Raw genomic sequence first — 18,275 nt, 5'->3', positions numbered from 1 at the left:
TAGTATGAGCGAAAATGTATACCAGTTTATCGATGTACAACGTGTTGATCCGCGTAAAAAACCAATTTCAGCACGTAAGCAATCTTTCGTAGAAATATATGAGCCGTTCTCTGAGACTCAAGTTAACTCACAGGCGGACCGTTGTTTAGATTGTGGTAACCCTTACTGTGAATGGAAATGCCCAGTACATAACTATATTCCACAATGGTTAAAGTTAATTCGTACTGGCCGTATTTTAGAAGCGGCAGAGCTTTCTCACCGTACCAACAGCTTACCCGAGGTGTGTGGCCGAGTTTGTCCACAAGATCGCTTATGTGAAGGCTCATGTACGCTAGAAGAAGAGTTTGGTGCTGTCACTATCGGTAATATCGAAAAGTACATCACAGATACGGCCTTTAAAATGGGCTGGAAACCAGATATGTCGTATGTGGTTTGGTCTGACAAAAAAGTGGCTATTATTGGTGCAGGCCCAGCTGGCTTGGGCTGTGCGGATATTTTAGTTCGTAATGGGGTAAAACCTGTGGTGTTTGACCGTCACCCAGAAATCGGCGGCCTTCTTACGTTTGGTATTCCATCATTCAAACTTGAAAAAGAAGTGATGCAAAAGCGTCGCGAAATCTTCACGGAAATGGGTGTCGAGTTTAAGCTAAACACTGAAGTTGGCGTTGACATTACCCTTGATGAAATTTTGGCTGAATATGATGCCGTATTCTTAGGGGTGGGTACCTATCAAAGTATGCGTGCAGGGCTTGAAAATGAAGATGCAGACGGTGTGTTTGATGCACTGCCATTCTTAATAGGTAACACCAACCGTGTTATGGGCTATGCAGAAGACAAGCAAGCTTATATCGATATGGCGAACGAAAAAGTCGTTGTATTAGGCGGTGGTGATACAGCAATGGACTGTGTAAGAACCTCTATTCGACAAGGTGCTACACAGGTTACCTGTGCGTATCGTCGTGACGAAGAAAACATGCCAGGCTCAAAACGGGAAGTTAAAAATGCCCGTGAAGAGGGCGTTGAGTTTACCTTCAACGTTCAGCCAAAAGGTATTGTGGTTGATGAGCAAGGTAAAGTTGCTGGCGTTAAAATGGTGAAAACACAACTCGGTGAGCCGGATGAAAATGGTCGTCGCCGTGCTGAAGAAGTAGCAGGCTCTGAGCATATTATTGAAGCAACCAAGGTGCTCATGGCATTTGGTTTTAAACCTCATAAAATGGATTGGTTAGAACCTTATGGTGTTGAAATCAATCATTGGGGCGGTATCAATGCACCAGAAAAAGGCGAGTTTACTCACCAAACAACTAATCCTAAAATCTTTGCTGGTGGCGATATTGTCCGCGGCTCAGACTTAGTGGTAACGGCTATTTTCGAAGGCCGAAATGCCGCTGAAGGGATTATGGACTATTTAGGCGTTTAATTACGAAGTTGCCGATTCATTTGTTTAAAAGCAAGCTGCCTAGCTTGCTTTTTTTTGCCTACTTTTTAGCTGTTTTGAAAATTTAATCAAGATTCAGAAAAATAATGAAAAAATAGCGCTTATTACCTACAATCTACGAATGAATTTTACTGCAGAATCGATAAAATTCATTATTTCGTATTAACTCCATATTTGCTCCACATTGTTGCGTTTTAATGTTCATTAGAGGCAGAAGCCCATCTGAATATTTGATGCTAACAACATGGATAAAAAGAAAATGTTTTGCGAACACACAAATACCGAGCAGTTAAATTTTTTTCAGCCAAGTTCAAAATCTGAAAATGATTTACTCGATGAGGTCATGAACAGTGAAGACCTGCACGATATTCTGACCATGGTTTTATTAGATGAAACCTTATCAGATGCGCTTAAAGCGATGGTGAAGCAACAATTAAAAACAATAAAAAAAATATAAAACGGAAATAAAAATGCCCCAGATATTAGTCGTCGAAGACGACTTAGATATTGCAGAGCAAGTACTGTTGTTCTTCAATGCATCTGGCTTTACCACTCACCACATCACTGATGGCAGTGCTGTGGTTTCGTGGGTTAAAGCAAATAAACCAGATGCGATAATTTTAGATGTAATGTTACCTAATTTAGATGGCGTGGAGTGCATGAAGCAGATCCGCGCTTTTTCTATGGTGCCAATTATCATGGTAACCGCAAAAGTTGAAGAGGCAGATAGATTAAAAGGGCTAGAACATGGCGCTGATGACTATGTCTGTAAACCTTTTAGCGGTGCAGAGCTGGTGATGCGCGTAAAAGCTATTTTAAGACGCTGTGCACCAGCGCCAGTTGTAAGCGATGCGATGAATTCACCTGCTGCGATTTGCTTAAACGAAGACGCCCTCGAAGTTGAAATAAAAGGTGTGTCTTTAGGTTTAACTAAAGTGGAATTTGACGTATTTAAGCTTTTGTACAAAGCCCCTAAGCGTGTTTTTTCTAGGCAGCAGATACTTGATCATATCCAACCTAATAATTTTGATATTACCGACCGCGTAATCGACAGCCATATCAAAAATATTCGCAAAAAACTGAAGAATTTACAGTTCTCTCCTAAGATAGTCGCTTCCGTTTATGGAGCAGGCTATCGCTATGATGAACGTCAAATCAATTGATTTGGCGTTCATCGCTTTTCTATTAGTTACACACTGTACGTTCACCTTTTCGAATTGAATGGGTGAACACATACACAGATAACTCTCTTGCTTGAATATCTTGCCAAATGCGTTTGCTTGGAGCTGGGCATAGAGCGTAATGCAAATATTGGCTTAGTGCTTCACCTTCAAGGGCAATCGCAGAGGGTGTTTGTACGTACACTTGAATAGCATCAGTTGAGTACTTAATTTGATTTAAACGCCATTGACCTAATAAAAATTGCTTTGCAAAGAACTGAGAAATACGTTGCTTAGCAGCTTCAGAGAGGGGTGGGTACTCTATTGGTTTTTCGTAGCTTGCATAATAAAGCCCTGCACTTATCAATAAGCTGGCAAACGCTGCGTAAATAGGAAGTGGGGACTTCTTGGTTGTTTTAATTTGGCTTTGGCGGTGTTTACGCTCAACAGATTTAGCCCATTGAGCATGCTTTAATGACTCTGACATGGTTCCATTCCACAGTAGTTTATAGTGCTATTTAAGCAATAAAATGTGGTGGAAAAATGGAGAGGTTTATTTTCTGCTTAAAGGGAGCAAGATTCTGATACATAACCCCCCTGACTTCCCTGGTAATGCGTTGATATTACCAGACATCAATTCAACAAAGCTCTGACAAATTGACAGCCCTAAACCTGAGCCTCCTGATGCGCGGCTTCGAGATTCTTCGACACGATATAAACGGTCAAAGAGCTTGCCAATGTGTGCTTTACCGACACCTGGAGAGGTATCATCGACTTGAATAAACAGCTCTTGCTTGTTTGCTCTTACTTTAAGGCGAACATGGCCTGGGCTGTCTGTATAAAGGCATGCATTAGTAAAAATATTGTTGAGAATTTGGTCGAGTTTTTGTTTATCTACCGTGATTGCAACATCATCTGCTATAACAATATCAGCAAAAAATGTGAGCTGATGACTGCAAACATAACGACGCATGTCTTGCTCGTATTCAGCAAAAATCTGCGCGGCATTATATTGTTGAAGATTCAATGTCAGGGTTTTATTTTCAGCTTGAGACAACTGGTACACATCTGAAATTAAGTTATTTAGTTGCGCTATTTTGCCATTAATCTTGCTGTAGGCGAGATCGCGGTTTTCTTGAATATCGAGTTCAAGCGCTTCTATATGAAGTTTCAATACGCTCAATGGGGTGCGTAATTCATGGGAAATATCAGCAAGCATTTTGTCTTTTTCAATCAAGTTATATTGATAAAGCTTTGCTTTAAATAACGCTTTTCGATGCTTAAAGTAATAGAGCACTAGGGCAAGGGTACTAAACAACAAAACAATACCGGCGGTTAGCAACCAAATTTGTTTTTCTAGTCGTTGGTTATTCATTTGTGCCGTAGCGAGTTTATTTTTTTGAATCTCATCATCAATGCGTTGCTGTTGCTCAATAGCTGTTAGTTGCTTTTTGTTTTTTTCGACAGCTTGATTTAAATGCTCTTCAAACAAAGATTCGGCCAGTTTATTTTCAAGCTTTAGCTGCTCTGCTGCTAGTTTGTAATCACCGATAAGTTCGGCATAAATTGCGGTATAGCCATGCTGTTTTTGATTCAATAAGCGATTATCAATACCCACTAACAACTCTTTTGTGCGGCTTAAATAAAGACCAATGAGCTCAGGGTTTTTAAGTGCTAAATGCAGTTCAATTAAATTAAAGTAAGAATAGAGTTGGCTTAACGTTGATCCTGATTTAAGTGCCGCATTGAGACCAGACTCAGCACTGCTGAGCGCCATATGCTGGTTGTCTATCTTCAAATACAATTGCATCAATGTATGTTTAGCTGTAGCCATATTTTCATAAGCCTTTACGTCGGCTAAACGAGTATAGGCATTATTTAATAAAGGGAGCGCTTGCTCCAAATCACCACGCTTATACACCAGCTTGGCAAGTTGTAAGCTGGTATCGGCAATATTCATTTGGTTTTTGGTTTTAATATCAAACTCGAGTGCTTTTTTATAGAAGTACTCAGATTGAGAGAGGTCATCAAGTCTTTGAGCAAGATTTGCTAGGTTATAAAAATTAGTGGCAACCAGTTCATAATTATCGCTGTTTTCTAATAAACCTTGTGCTTTTACCTGATGATGCATTGATTGTTCAAGATCATTGAGTGTGTCATATAGCGAACCTAAATTGCTATGGCTTTGTGCTTGTAGGTTCTTGTCTTCAAGCTCGTTGGCAAGCGCTAAGGCTGCCATATAATGATTTTTTGCTTCTATTGTTTTTACTTGGCGACGATAATTGATCCCCAACTCTTTTTGAATATGGTATTGGTCCTTTTTACTCAGACTAGCTAGCTTCTGTAATGGCAGTAACAGTTCTATCGCCTCGTTATAATGACCTTGTTTACGCAAAAGAGGCGCTTGTGCCATGGCAACATCAGGGCCTGATGTCGTGTTATTTTTATCCTTGTATTGCTCAAGAATAGTGAGAGCTTCACTGAGCTTGCCTTGATTCTCAAGATCAGTGACTTGATTTAATAGAGAGCTTGGCAGTGAGGTTGCTACACACGAAAAAGACAGAAAATACGCAGCGATAAGTAAAGAGTATTTCATTTGCAGTTAGAATAAGCTTAATGTGCGCTTATACTAACCAGCAAATGTGTGCAAATTATGGAGCTATTACCAGCAACCAGTCAGGGTACTTTTCACTCTATTCGTGTGTTGCTTAACGAGTAAATAACTTATACCAACAAGCAATGTATGGCTGACCGCTAAAGCAATCAACCAAGACGATATATTCTGTGTTAATTGATTGACTGTTACTAGGCTAATAAGCATGAAAACTAACGATGAATTTAACACCGTTTGTAGTAACTGCTTAAAACGTAAATGCTTCCAACGACTCCAAACAATCAAAAATAATGCGCTAGTAGGGAGGGCAATTAAAAAGCATTCAAATAAAGTAACGATTATTTGCGCACCTTGATAAGGTGAATCTGTTGTTGCGCCCTGTGAATGGTTTGAGAAAAGCAAAATCAAGCCAAATACTAAAGCGGTAAACATATTTTTAATATTCATTAGTAAACTCTAACCCACTTAAACTCTCAAAGTATTAATTATCAATTTATGCATGTGCGCTAATAAGCTCTTTGGCATTCGCTCGTGCCATTTTACTGATGTTGTCACCAGCAAGTAGTCGAGCAATTTCATCAATACGGCCATCTTTAGACAGTTTACTCATTTGCGTGAATGTTTCGCCGTTTGCAATTTCTTTGGCTACAAAAAATTGTTGATGCCCAGAGCTTGCAACCTGTGGTAAGTGAGTCACACAAATAACTTGGGTCGATTTACCTAATTGGCGTAATAGCTTGCCGACTGCAGAAGCAGTAGGGCCTGATATACCTACGTCAACTTCATCGAAAATAAGAGTTGGGGTTGTAACCCGCTGAGCAATAATTACCTGAATAGCTAAACTAATACGCGATAATTCACCACCAGACGCCACTTTAGACAGTGCTTGCATTGGTTGCCCCGGGTTGGTTGAAACTAAAAATGAGACAGTATCAAAACCCATCGCACTTGGTGCTTTATCGCTAGTTTGTTGGATATCAATCGCAAACTTGCCGTTTTCCATTGATAAGTTCGCCATGCTATCGCTAATTAACTGATTGAGTGTATCTGCGTAACTATGGCGGCTTTCACTTAACTGTTTTGCTGCTTGTTTGTAGTGTTCAAGCGCATTGCTAATTTCGCTTTCAAGTGCCACAAGGCGGTCGCTGTTATAACTAATTGATGCTAATTCTTCGGCAATAGACTGATGAAATTCGACCAGTTCTTCGGGTTTTATGTGATGTTTACGGGCAAGGTCCATAGCACCTGTTAAACGAGTCTCAACTTCGTCTAATCGTGCCGGATCTAAGTCGGTCACATCAACGTAGCTGCGAATTTCACGGCTTGCTTCTTCAACTTGAACGGCCGCTTCACTTAATAACGATGCAATGCTTGAAAGGCTTTCATCATAGCTTGCCAATTCAGCAAATTGCTGAGCACTGTGTTGTAATAACGAACATGCACTTTGCTCATCACTTTCGTATAAATGCTGTAGCTCTCGTTGACATGATTCTAAAATAGTCTGGCTGTGGCTTAATTTGTGGTGCTCAGCTTCAATCTCTTCAAATTCACCCGGTTGTAGTGCAAATTCATCAAGCTCAGCAACTTGATACTCAAGTAATTGCTTTTGAGCTGCTTGTTGCTGCTGTTGTTGTTCAAGCTGGTTAAACTCTTTAAGTAATGCTTGGTAGGCTTTATAGCGCTCTTTAACATCCGCTAATAGCTGATTGTGGCCTGCATAGGCATCGAGCAGGTGTAACTGATGTTCAGCTTTTAATAGATGCTGGTGAGCATGTTGGCCGTGAATTGAAATTAAATACTGACCTAACTCTTTCAACTGTGCAGCGGTGACGGAGCTGCCATTAATATAACTTTTGCTACGACCATTCTTGCAAATAACACGTCGCAGTAAACATTCACCTTCAGTGCTTGAAAGTAAATGTTGCTCTAAAAAGTGTTGGGCAAGAGGGAGCTGGCTAATATCGAATTGTGCACAAATTTCTGCGCGTTCAGTACCAGGGCGAACAGCACCTGCATCAGCACGTTCGCCTAAACATAATGACAGGGCATCAATAGCAATTGATTTACCCGCACCTGTTTCACCTGTAATGGCTGTCATACCATTGTGCCACTCAGTACTTAAATTACTTACAATGGCAAAGTTTTTAATTTCTAACCCGATTAACATACTGTTTATCCATCCAGTCAATTAACTGTTAATTTATACAGTGTTTTCGGGTTTTGCAAATTAAATTTTTATGCTTTGCTTAATTCTGACAGCTGATTTTCTTGGTATGAATCATTTGGCGCCGGTGTGCTCTGGGCTGGCGGCTGATCATCCTGTAAATCTGTGGGGGGCTGATATTTAATTACTTCGATCAGAGAAGGGAGGGCTTCTTGGTAAAACGCTTTATTGTATTCGATACCATTGTAAGGTAATTCAGCCATAAAATACTGAAGTCGGTCAGCAAGTTGGTCTATTTGTTCTGGGCCTTGTGCTTTACTCGCCTCCATCATGATTGTATTAATCAGTAGGTCACTAATGTATTCAAGGTATGTGAGGTTTTCTTCGTTATGGGCTTGTACAACAAAGTAATTACTGGTGATCATGCTTAGCCGCGAAATATTTTTCGGGCGAATAAGCTTCCCTTCACTAAAGTCGATTAGTTTGTCTTTGAAATCGTTATTAATTTCTTTTACTCGCTGATTAAAACGCTTTTTTTCAGCTTCAATCGCTTTGCGACGGTTGCTCTCAACCATCCAGTAACAACCTAGCAAGGTAATAAGTAATAATAGAGCAAGAAAAACGATATAGCTCATTTCGGCTTAGAATCCTTAAAATAATACAGCATTAAGTTTGAATATTTTGCGCTAATCAAGGTGCCTTGGCAATCAATTGAGATAAAAAGCCGCTTAAAATAAGCGGCTGCCCCAGTTTAATTTTTTTCTTAATACATTGTAGTAAGAGTATTCTTTAGGGTGGATCAAGCGCAGACGCTTATCTGCTTTTTTTATCACCACTTCATCGCCAGGTAATACAGCTAAAACCACATGGCTGTCACAACTGACTTGCAGGCTATCGGTATTTTCAAGACTGAGCTTTAAACGTACTTTGTTGTCGGCATCAACCACAAGAGGGCGGCTTGATAATGTATGTGGGAACATAGGAACTAATGAAATCGCATTGAGCTCAGGTGTCAAAATCGGCCCGCCACCAGATAATGAATAAGCAGTTGAACCTGTTGGGGTAGAGACAATTAAACCGTCTGAACGCTGTGAAAATACAAAGTCGTTGTTAATAAAGGCCTCAAACTCAATCATGTGGGCAACTTTATCAGCATGAAGTACTGCTTCATTCACTGCCAAGTTTGCACTTTTCAGTTCGGCGTGACGATATACTTCAACTTCAAGCAAGAAGCGTTTTTCTTCGAGGAATTGACCACTTAAGACTTGTTCCAAGCTGGCTTCAAAACCTTCTGGGTTTAAATCGGTTAAAAACCCTAAATTACCACGGTTTACACCAATAACTGCCACATCAAAACGTGCCAAAACTCGTGCAGCACCAAGCATGTTACCATCACCGCCCACGACAATCGCTAAGTCTGCTCGTTCACCTAAATCAACGAGTTTGACTAAGTTTTCTGCAGGAACCTCATCAAGCTGGCGGCCAGTTCGTTGTTCTACTAGCACTTCAAAACCTAATGCGCGCAAAAATGTGTGTAGACGACCAAGTGTAGCAGCCGCAGCACTGTGATTAGGTTTGCCAATTAAACCTATGGTTTTAAACGGTGAATCCATGTTATTTGCACTTAAACTTTCATATCGCTAGATTACATTAAAAATTAATGCTTTGAAAATAACTTGAAATAAACTTGCTGTGCCCAAATATCCACTGGCAAGAAGCAAGATGTATAAATTATGAAATTAAATCCGCGTGACCAACAAATTTTTTCAGCTGTAATGAGCCTTTACTGTAACGGTGAAGGACAGCCTGTTGCCTCTACCCGCATTGCCAAACAAAAAGGCATGGCGGTATGTTCGGCAACAGTACGTAACGCAATGGCACGGCTTGAAAAAGAAGGCTTACTTTATTCGCCGCATACTTCTGCTGGTCGCGTGCCTACCAATGCAGGGTTTGATTATTGGCTCAGCGAATTCTTTGCATTGTCAGAAATCGCAACATATTGGCAGCCACAGCAAGCACAATTGGTCGAGCTTGCCCACGGTTTGAGCCAGCGCTATAAAGTGTGCTGTTGTGTGGGATTACCGCAAGTTAGCTCTCAACTGGTTTTTCGTGTAGAGGTACTTGATTTCGATGGCAGTAATTGGCTTATATTGTTAATCGATAGAGCAGGGCAAAGCCATAATATTTGCATCAGTAAACCTGAAGATTCATCGGATGCAGTGCGTTACCAGTTTGCGACTTGGCTTAATACTGTCTTTAGCCAACAAACCTTGATGGAAGGTTTATACCGCATGCAGGCGATGGCAAACACAGCTCCGCATAACTGCCATGATTCACTAACGCAATGGACACGGCAATTAAGTCAAAAGCTTGGTTCCGATAACAGCATCGTGGTAGGTGAAAATTACCTATATCGTCAAGTTGATTGCCAAACCAGTTTGAATATAGGTGTATCGTTTTTAAATTTTGTAGAAGATAAACTCGCTTTCAAAAATGGTTTATCGGTTTTAAATACCGAGCAGTTACCATTTACTGATTGCAATGAGTTAATGGTGATCAGCCTTCCTTACTTTAATAACCATGAATATCAAAGTCGATTTTGTATAATTTGTCCAAAATCAGCGCAAATCGAAGCAATCATCCAAGAATTTGAGTTAATCGGGTCATCCGCCTCTTGAATCTTTTAATTCAATCCCCATAATTACCGCAGTTGTAAAGAATTGGAGCATGTAAGCTATGTCTGAGCAGACAAAATCACCAGAGCAAGAAGTTGAACTAAACGAAGAATTTGAACAAATGCAAGCTGAAGTAGAAGCAGCAGAAAAAGCGGCTGAGCAAGTGGAAGGCGAAGAAATAAGCCCTGAAGCTGAAATCGCATTACTATACAGCGAACTAGAAGCAGCGAAACAAACGATTAATGATCAAAAAGACAGTGTTGTTCGTGCTGCTGCAGATGTTGAGAACATGCGTCGTCGTGCCGCTCAAGATGTAGAAAAAGCACATAAGTTTGCACTTGAAAAGTTTGCTAACGAATTACTTCCAGTTATTGATAACCTAGAGCGTGCAATTGAGTTTTCTGATAAAGAAAATGAGCAGCTTAAGCCTGTGCTTGAAGGTATCGAAATGACTGTGAAAAGCTTTAACGATGCAGTAGCGAAGTTTGGTGTTGAAATTGTTAACCCACAAGGTGAGCAATTTAACCCTGAATTCCATCAAGCAATGTCAATTCAACCAAGCAATGATGTAGCGCCGAATACTGTTCTTGCAGTAATGCAGAAAGGTTATACATTAAACGGTCGTTTATTACGCCCAGCAATGGTTATGGTATCAAAAGAAGCTGAATAAGCTTTAAAGTGATATAAAAAAATGCCTGTTATTCACAGGCATTTTTTTTGTCCAGTTTTCGATGCCAAAGCTGCACCAGTAAGATAAGTATCAGTGCGCTGAACATCATCGCAGAAAATGGAATGGCACTTTGCGGGTGAACAAAAGCAAGGATAGGCCCAACCAAAGCACCGCTGCCGAATCTCAAGGTACCAATCACGGCAGTAGCAGTACCTGACTTTTCCTCAAATTGCATCAGTATCAACGAGTCTGCATTACTCGCTACAATACCTAAACTCATCATCAGCGGGGCGATAGCGGCTACGATAAAATACAGCGATAAATGCATCACACTGAACAACAGTAAGGCAGCGCCAGAAACAAAACCAATAGCAAGGCCAATAAACAAAAGTTTACGAGAGCCCAAACGTGGCACCAAGCGCGTATTCATAAAGTTACCAAACATCAACGCTAATACATTAAAAGCGAATAACACACCGAACAATTGCTCATCTACTTTAAAAAAATCGAGATATACATAAGGTACCGATGTTAAAAAACAGAAGAATGCAAACGAGGCAAACATCGAGCTGGCAATATCAGCAAGGGCGCTGCGACGTGAAAATACGGTTTTATAACTATTAAAAAACAGTGCTAAACCACGTTGCTGGCTTTTGAAAATAGGGATATCGATTAAATGAATTTGCACTAACGCCAATATGGCAAAGCTATAGGCAGCTAATGCAATAAAAATAACCTGCCATGTTGAAATACCCATGATCAATGAGCCAAGGGTCGGTGCAATTAGCGGGGCAACCATCATAATCATCGAGACATAAGACATGCCTTTGGCGGTGTTTTCTCGATAAATGTGGCGAATAATACCCGGCACTACGACGGTTGCAGCAGCGCCAGTGAATGCTTGCACGGCCCTTAAAGACCAAAATAATTCGATGTTAGTACAGAACGCCAGTGCTAACGAACTAATCCCAAACAATGCTAAGCCCACTTTAGCGAGTAATCGCCTACCAAGCTCATCAGCAATGGGGCCAAAAAACAGCATACCAAGGGCATAACCTGCTAAATAAATGCTAAGCGAGATTTGCACATTTGGCATGGTTGTTTGCAAGTCGTTGGCAATCACCAACATCGCGGGTAAATATAAATCAATTGCCAAAGGCGTAATCGCGACAATACTTGCCAGCAAAGGCAATAAAATGCGTTTATTTAAAGTCTCAGGGGAAGGCATTGTTTACTCATTCATCAAATAGTAGGTCACTATTGTAGCAGTGTGAATCACTGTGGTGAACTTAGTTTGCCTGCTAAGTAAAAGAATTAACCAAATGATAACAACTGAGTGGGTGATTGTTCATTTTCATATAAAATTAAGCAATGCTTTGCTATATTAGCCTCAATTGCACTAAGTATTTGAAGGACTAGTATGAAAAAGTTAATGATGGCTGTGTTAGCAACCGCAGTTTTAGCGGGTTGTAAAACCTCTCCAACAGGGCGCACACAAATCGCACTCTATTCAGACTCACAAATGAGCCAAATGGGTCAAGCAAGTTTTGCTGAAATGAAAAAAACACAACCTGTTAATACTGATCCAGGTGTCAATGCTTATGTGAAGTGTATTGCTGATGATGTTATTGCCGTTTTACCTAACGAGTATGCAAAGCAATCTTGGGAAGTCGTCGTGTTTGAAGAAGATTCAGCAAACGCATTTGCATTACCAGGTGGCTATATTGGCGTACATACAGGTTTATTAAAAGTTGCTGTAAATCAAGACCAATTGGCAACAGTACTAGGTCATGAAGTAGCACACGTTATTGCAGAGCATTCTAATGAGCGTGTATCGCAAAACGCACTTTTACAAACAGGCTTGCAAGTTGGTGGTGCAGCACTAGATATGGGGAATGTGCAATACCGCGGTGAGATCATGCAAGCTTTAGGTTTGGGGGCACAGTATGGTGTTGTCTTACCGTTTAGTCGCTCACATGAATCAGAAGCAGATATTGTTGGCTTAGATTTAATGGCAAAAGCAGGGTTTAACCCAGAGCAATCTGTATCGCTTTGGCAAAATATGAGTGCTGCAGGCAGTAGCGGTACTCCAGAATTTATGTCGACTCACCCTGCACCGGGTAACCGCATTAAAGAGCTTCAAAAGCACATGTCGGATGCATTAAAAGCCCAACAAGCCGCTAAAGCAAAAGGCAAAACCCCACAGTGTAAACTGTAATTAAATCTTTCCAGAGCTGCTTATGCAGCTCTTTTTGTTTCATTTTTCGTCGATGTCTATTATCATCAAATAACTATCTGATTTAATAATAAAAACAATTAAATGGAATTAATATGAAGTATTCTATCCCTACTTTTTTGCTATGTACTTTAGTGTCTTTAACCGCCTGTAAAAGCACCAAACAGCAGCAAACTCAAGCAATTGCCTTAAAGCCTACACCTCCTATAGCGTTAAATGCAGTGCATTTTGCCCTTGGAGTTGAAGCAGATAAAGTTCAACGTGATTGTGTCATGCTTGATAAGTTAGCTAGTTCAATTACTGATTCAGCAAAAAAATATTTAGTAACATTAGTTGAACAACAAGAAAAATCCAAAGCAGAGTATGTCGTTGAAGCGAAATATATTGAAATTAACTCGCATAGATGGGTTTTTCCATCGGTGAGACCAAGCTCATCAGCAACATTACATGTGCAACTTAAAAAAGGTGATGAGATTATAGCTAAAACAACGAAGGAAATTGGTTCAGGAGTTGCTTTTGGTGCCTGCGACCGTTTAGAGAAAATAGCTGTTGCAGGTGGTCGCTATGTGTCTAAATGGACTTCTAATCAATTTAATTAAAACAAAGCCTGTATTCTAGCTGACTATACAGGCTTTAATTTTTATAACTCGTAACTCGTAACTCGTAACTCGTAACTCGTAACTCGTTAGAACGTCCACTCAACGTGAAGCTGTGGTACTGACTCAGTTGTGTCTGTACCTAGTTTGTTGTGCCAATATTGCCACTCAATGCCAAGTAGCAGGGTATTTTCTTTCATGCTCATTGCATGACCTAAGTCCCAAGTAACGATTGGCTGCGCTAAAATCCATGCGTTAACATCTTCGCCAAACTCATTTTCACGTTCAGCAATGTATTCAACATGGCCTGTTACGTTGAACTTTTGAGAACCAATAGTGAATGGGTAGCCCCAAGCAACATCAATCATCCAGCTGTTTGTTTCAGTAGGTGCACCACCACGTGCTACCCCTTCACTGTCATCGATGTAAGCAGTAAATAAAGTTGATAAAAAGCTAAAGCCAGGTGCTTGCCAGCTAAGTTTTACACCTGGTAAATACTTAAGAACTTTTGAATCACCCGCAGCATTAAAACCTGCAGTTACACCTACATCAGCAATTGCCCCGTATGAGAAATCACTGCCAGAGATTTTTGATAAGCTAAATGTTGAATACCACTCACCGTAAAAGTCTTTATCTTGATAGCCATCTTGACGGTCGTCATTGCTGTAATCAATAAAAAAGAAGTTGTCGCCATAGTCATAACCAGACGCATGCTGTAGTGATACAACTGTGGTATTTGACTTAGTTAATGAAAACGGATTTTTGTGTTCACCGTTATTAACGTGTAATTGCGTAGAGCTCCAATTAGCGGCATAGCTCGAAGTACTTACTGCACAAAGCGCAGCAACAGAAAGGATCTTTTTCAAGTTCATATCTCAATATTGATGGTGTAAAGGGGGATATAAAGACAGGATTATAGCAGATACGCCCATATTTGGGCGTATCGAGAGAAAAAATTATTTAACTTATGCTTTATTTCGGCGTAAGCAAATTACTGCAACGGCAGTAAAGGCAAGAATAAAGCAGTAATAAGAAGAGGTAGAAACTTCCCACGGACTAATTTTGAACGTTGCGCCCAGTAGAAGTGCTTGTGCGCCATACGGCAATGAGCCTTGCGTAACACAAGCAAAAATATCCAGTAAGCTTGCTGAACGCTTTCCTGTAATTTCACCATCATCCGCTAACTTTTTAGCAATCGGGCCTGCAACTATAATAGACACGGTATTATTAGCGATACATAAGTTACTGCTCATAACCAGTGCTGCAATCCCTAATTGATCCGCAACTTTACGGTGCCATTTTGCAATGATTTTTGTAATTGCTTGAATTTTGTTAGCAATATAATCAAGGCCACCATTAATACGGATAAACTCTGAAAGACCGCCAATAAACATCGATAGCAAGAAGATTTCCTGCATATCCGTAAAGCCTTTATAAACATCTTTTACAAAGCTTGCACCTTCATAGCTGCCAGTAAAGCCCATGAGTGCAGCAAAGATAATACCGCTAAACAGTACTACGAATACATTAAAGCCCATTACCGCGAGTATTAAGATAAATGCATAAGGTAATACTAATAAAATATCAAAGTCTTGCGTTTCAACAGCTTCTGCAGTAGGCGTTAAGAAGAATAACAAGCCGATAGTTAATGCTGCAGCGGGTAAGGCAATTTTTAAGTTCTCACGGAATTTATCTTTCATTTCACAGCCTTGCGTGCGAGTTGCCGCAATAGTTGTGTCAGAGATGATTGATAAGTTATCACCAAACATGGCACCCGATACAATCGTGCCAGCCATAAGAGATGGATCAATGCCTGTTTTTTGGGCAACGGCATAAGCAATCGGGCCAATCGCACCGATAGTACCCATTGAAGTGCCCATCGCAGTCGACACAACCGCAGCAATTAAAAATAATCCAGGTAGTAACAGAGCTGGTGGAATAAGTGATAAACCGGCATTAACAACGGCATCAACACCACCGGTTGCACCAGCAACTGCAGAAAATGCACCGGCAAGCAGATAAATCAAACACATAGTGATGATGTTGCTATGGCCAGCGCCTTTAATAAAGGTTTCAACACTGTGGTTGATGGTATTTTTATTTAAGATAAATGCCAACATGATGGCTGGCAAAATTGCCACAGGAGCAGGCAATTGATAGAAGGCGTAATCGACACCTTGAGACTGTAAGTATAAGCCAGCGCCTAAAAATAAGCCGACAAACACCAAAAGCGGCAGCAAAGAAAGTTTTGCTTTTGTTTTATTAAATGATGGCTGCATCATATTCCTCGTTAGATAACCAATAACACAGCCAAACACTTCTTTTAGCTGTATTTAGTCGCTGTCTTAAACAATGAAAGACAACAACAGCGCCCGCAAGCCAAAGACCAAATCGGCGCAAAGGAAGAAGTTTAAATGTATAGATGGCTAAATGCAAAGACTATCTGTTATTATTGTTGTTCTATTAATAAATCTAAAATTAGCTCTGTATTTTTTATAAGCTAACCTGACTATTACATGAGTTTTCGATAAAATCCAGCCAGCTAAGAAGAATAGATAAGGTAACTATATGAACCGCATAGGTGTATTTGGCGCAAACGGCCGCATGGGACTTGCACTTTTAGAAGCAGTCTCAAAAAAAGATGACGCAACATTAACGGGCGCGTACGTACGCGAAAACTCACCACTTTTGGATATAGCGGTTAATCAATTAAACAGCGCTGCATCAGCAGATGTATCATTTAGCAAAGAAACAGACGTAAAAGATGCAGATGTATTGATAGATTTCACCTTACCTCAAGGCATGCGCAACCACTTAAAAACAGCGGTCGAAAAAAATATCGCGATGGTAATTGGTACTACGGGCCTTAGCCAAGATGATCTTGATGCCCTTAATGAAGCCGCGAAACACATTCCGATTGTTTTTGCCCGCAACTATAGCGTAGGTGTGAATTTACTGCTTAACTTAGTGCAGACTGCGGCTGTGAAGTTTGGCGATGACATGGATATCGAAATATTTGAAGCTCATCATCGTCATAAAATCGATGCGCCATCGGGAACTGCATTGGCAATTGGTGAAGCAATTGCTGAGGCAAAAGGCTGGCAGCATGATGAAGTCGCGCGTTTTGATAGAAGCAAAGACGAACACGCAAAATCGCAAAATGAAATCGGTTATTCGGTCATGAGAGGCGGAGATATTGTAGGTGAACACACCGCATATTTCGCAACTTCTGGCGAAAGGCTAGAATTAACTCATAAAGCAAGTTCAAGAATGACCTTCGCGTTAGGAGCTGTAAGAGCTGCAGGCTGGTTGAAAAATAAACCAGCTGGACTTTATGACATGCAAGATGTGCTTGACTTGAAGTAGTTTAGTCTCTTTTTTGGCAGTTTCAGTGAATTTTTCGTTAATAACGCTTATTTTTACTATTTTATTAATTAAGATTAGATCTGAAAGCTAAATTACTGTAGAATAGCGCCAATTTGCCAAAAATTCATAAATGCGTGTTTCCAATCGCTTTAAACGGGCAGTAGAGCAAATGACTTTACTCCCGTTTTTTACTGTTAGGAGGTTAACTTGACTAAATCCGCTCTGTTAGTCCTAGAAGACGGCACAGTGTTTCGCGGTACTGCAATCGGCGCTGACGGCATGTCAGTCGGTGAAGTAGTATTCAATACGTCTATGACTGGTTATCAAGAAATTTTGACTGACCCTTCATACGCGGAACAAATCGTAACTTTGACGTACCCACATATCGGTAATACGGGTACTAACAGCGAAGACGAAGAAGCGGGTCAAATCTGGGCTAAAGGCCTAGTGATCCGTGATTTGCCACTGCTAGCAAGTAATTTCCGTAACGAGCAATCGTTAAGTGATTACTTAAAAGAACGCAATATCTTAGGTATTGCAGACATCGACACTCGTAAATTAACACGTATCTTACGTGATAAAGGCGCTCAAAATGGTTGTATCATTGCAGGCGACGAGTTAGATGAGAATAAAGCGCTTGAAGCTGCGCAAGCCTTCCCAGGCTTAAAAGGCATGGATTTAGCAAAAGTTGTCTCAACCAAGGAAAATTTTGAGTGGCGTGATTCAAGCTGGACATTAGGTTCAGGTTTTAAAACGCTAGAAGCAGCAGACGAGAAGTTCCACGTTGTTGCTTATGACTTCGGTGTTAAACGTAATATCTTACGTATGTTAGTTGACCGCGGTTGTAAATTAACCGTTGTTCCTGCACAAACATCTGCAGAAGACGTATTGGCATTAAACCCAGACGGTATCTTCTTATCAAATGGCCCTGGCGACCCTGAGCCGTGTACCTACGCGATTGAAGCAATTAAAACTTTCCTAGAAACAGACACGCCAATCTTTGGTATCTGTTTAGGTCACCAATTACTAGCGCTTGCCTCAGGTGCTAAAACGATGAAAATGAAGTTTGGTCACCACGGTGGTAACCACCCAGTTAAAGATCTTGATCGCAATGTTGTAATGATCACAGCGCAAAACCACGGTTTCGCAGCTGACGAAGCAACATTACCAGCGAATTTACGTGCAACTCACGTATCATTATTCGATGGCACGCTACAAGGTATTCACCGCACAGATAAGCCTGCATTTAGCTTCCAAGGTCACCCAGAAGCAAGCCCAGGTCCACATGATGCGGCGCCATTATTTGACCACTTCATCGATTTGATGCAAGCACGTTCTAACTAATTTAACCGGAGT

The 18,275-nt window shown here is 40.7% G+C and carries 18 protein-coding genes; 9 read left to right on the top strand and 9 right to left on the bottom strand.

What is annotated here, in order from left to right; all coding sequences use genetic code 11:
- Nucleotides 1-4 precede the first annotated feature (4 nt).
- From CWC28_RS11660 to CWC28_RS11650, 3 genes are all read left to right on the top strand, one after another.
- Complete coding sequence (locus CWC28_RS11660) at nucleotides 5-1,420, top strand: glutamate synthase small subunit GltD family protein (protein ID WP_063705857.1); 1,416 nt, start codon at nucleotides 5-7, stop codon at nucleotides 1,418-1,420.
- 262 nt (nucleotides 1,421-1,682) lie between these two features.
- Nucleotides 1,683-1,895, top strand: coding sequence for a hypothetical protein (locus tag CWC28_RS11655; RefSeq protein ID WP_229677558.1), 213 nt, complete (start codon nucleotides 1,683-1,685; stop codon nucleotides 1,893-1,895).
- Nucleotides 1,896-1,908: 13 nt separating this feature from the next.
- Entirely contained in the window at nucleotides 1,909-2,601 is a 693-nt protein-coding gene (locus tag CWC28_RS11650; RefSeq protein ID WP_063705855.1) for a response regulator, read from the top strand.
- 22 nt (nucleotides 2,602-2,623) lie between these two features.
- Here the strand turns inward: CWC28_RS11650 and CWC28_RS11645 are convergent, their stop codons facing one another.
- The 6 genes from CWC28_RS11645 to nadK form a co-directional block, all read right to left on the bottom strand.
- Complete coding sequence (locus CWC28_RS11645; RefSeq protein WP_138625186.1) at nucleotides 2,624-3,085, bottom strand: hypothetical protein; 462 nt, start codon at nucleotides 3,083-3,085, stop codon at nucleotides 2,624-2,626.
- A 66-nt stretch (nucleotides 3,086-3,151) separates the two neighbouring features.
- Nucleotides 3,152-5,194, bottom strand: a complete 2,043-nt coding sequence (locus CWC28_RS11640; RefSeq protein ID WP_138625185.1) for an ATP-binding protein — start codon at nucleotides 5,192-5,194, stop codon at nucleotides 3,152-3,154.
- Between the two features lie 66 nt (nucleotides 5,195-5,260).
- Nucleotides 5,261-5,659, bottom strand: coding sequence for a hypothetical protein (locus tag CWC28_RS11635; RefSeq protein WP_063705848.1), 399 nt, complete (start codon nucleotides 5,657-5,659; stop codon nucleotides 5,261-5,263).
- A 46-nt stretch (nucleotides 5,660-5,705) separates the two neighbouring features.
- On the bottom strand, nucleotides 5,706-7,379 hold the full coding sequence (gene recN, locus CWC28_RS11630) for a DNA repair protein RecN (protein ID WP_063705845.1): 1,674 nt from the start codon (nucleotides 7,377-7,379) through the stop codon (nucleotides 5,706-5,708).
- Nucleotides 7,380-7,447: 68 nt separating this feature from the next.
- Nucleotides 7,448-8,011 carry a hypothetical protein gene (locus CWC28_RS11625; RefSeq protein WP_063705843.1) on the bottom strand — a complete coding sequence of 188 codons (564 nt, stop codon included), beginning with the start codon at nucleotides 8,009-8,011 and terminating at the stop codon, nucleotides 7,448-7,450.
- 93 nt (nucleotides 8,012-8,104) lie between these two features.
- Complete coding sequence (nadK, locus tag CWC28_RS11620) at nucleotides 8,105-8,989, bottom strand: NAD(+) kinase (protein ID WP_138625184.1); 885 nt, start codon at nucleotides 8,987-8,989, stop codon at nucleotides 8,105-8,107.
- 120 nt (nucleotides 8,990-9,109) lie between these two features.
- Between nadK and CWC28_RS11615 the strand changes: the two genes are divergently transcribed.
- Together CWC28_RS11615 and grpE are read left to right on the top strand one after the other, a co-directional pair.
- Complete coding sequence (locus tag CWC28_RS11615) at nucleotides 9,110-10,054, top strand: HrcA family transcriptional regulator (RefSeq protein ID WP_138625183.1); 945 nt, start codon at nucleotides 9,110-9,112, stop codon at nucleotides 10,052-10,054.
- Nucleotides 10,055-10,112: 58 nt separating this feature from the next.
- Entirely contained in the window at nucleotides 10,113-10,721 is a 609-nt protein-coding gene (gene grpE, locus CWC28_RS11610) for a nucleotide exchange factor GrpE (protein ID WP_063705836.1), read from the top strand.
- Nucleotides 10,722-10,749: 28 nt separating this feature from the next.
- Here grpE and CWC28_RS11605 read toward each other — a convergent pair whose 3' ends face one another.
- Nucleotides 10,750-11,949, bottom strand: a complete 1,200-nt coding sequence (locus CWC28_RS11605; protein ID WP_119851982.1) for a Bcr/CflA family efflux MFS transporter — start codon at nucleotides 11,947-11,949, stop codon at nucleotides 10,750-10,752.
- Nucleotides 11,950-12,141: 192 nt separating this feature from the next.
- Here CWC28_RS11605 and CWC28_RS11600 point away from each other — a divergent pair, with 192 nt between their 5' ends.
- Both CWC28_RS11600 and CWC28_RS11595 read left to right on the top strand, forming a co-directional pair.
- Complete coding sequence (locus CWC28_RS11600) at nucleotides 12,142-12,939, top strand: M48 family metallopeptidase (RefSeq protein WP_119851981.1); 798 nt, start codon at nucleotides 12,142-12,144, stop codon at nucleotides 12,937-12,939.
- A 113-nt stretch (nucleotides 12,940-13,052) separates the two neighbouring features.
- The gene (locus CWC28_RS11595; protein ID WP_105180364.1) at nucleotides 13,053-13,556 is read left to right on the top strand and encodes a hypothetical protein; all 504 of its coding nucleotides are present in this window, start codon (nucleotides 13,053-13,055) and stop codon (nucleotides 13,554-13,556) included.
- A gap of 86 nt (nucleotides 13,557-13,642) precedes the next feature.
- Here CWC28_RS11595 and CWC28_RS11590 read toward each other — a convergent pair whose 3' ends face one another.
- On the bottom strand, nucleotides 13,643-14,425 hold the full coding sequence (locus CWC28_RS11590; protein ID WP_105173989.1) for an outer membrane protein OmpK: 783 nt from the start codon (nucleotides 14,423-14,425) through the stop codon (nucleotides 13,643-13,645).
- Nucleotides 14,426-14,518: 93 nt separating this feature from the next.
- Nucleotides 14,519-15,832, bottom strand: a complete 1,314-nt coding sequence (locus tag CWC28_RS11585) for a Na+/H+ antiporter NhaC family protein (protein ID WP_138625200.1) — start codon at nucleotides 15,830-15,832, stop codon at nucleotides 14,519-14,521.
- Nucleotides 15,833-16,121: 289 nt separating this feature from the next.
- Here CWC28_RS11585 and dapB point away from each other — a divergent pair, with 289 nt between their 5' ends.
- Both dapB and carA read left to right on the top strand, forming a co-directional pair.
- Nucleotides 16,122-16,919, top strand: a complete 798-nt coding sequence (gene dapB / locus CWC28_RS11580; RefSeq protein WP_138625182.1) for a 4-hydroxy-tetrahydrodipicolinate reductase — start codon at nucleotides 16,122-16,124, stop codon at nucleotides 16,917-16,919.
- A gap of 207 nt (nucleotides 16,920-17,126) precedes the next feature.
- Complete coding sequence (gene carA, locus CWC28_RS11575; protein WP_138625181.1) at nucleotides 17,127-18,263, top strand: glutamine-hydrolyzing carbamoyl-phosphate synthase small subunit; 1,137 nt, start codon at nucleotides 17,127-17,129, stop codon at nucleotides 18,261-18,263.
- Nucleotides 18,264-18,275 lie beyond the last annotated feature (12 nt).

Origin of the sequence: Pseudoalteromonas sp. S4492, assembly GCF_005886115.1 — a bacterium.
Lineage (GTDB): Bacteria > Pseudomonadota > Gammaproteobacteria > Enterobacterales > Alteromonadaceae > Pseudoalteromonas > Pseudoalteromonas gelatinilytica.
The sequence above is the reverse complement of the archived record's forward strand: the minus strand, read 5'-3'. Positions and strand labels throughout refer to the sequence as shown.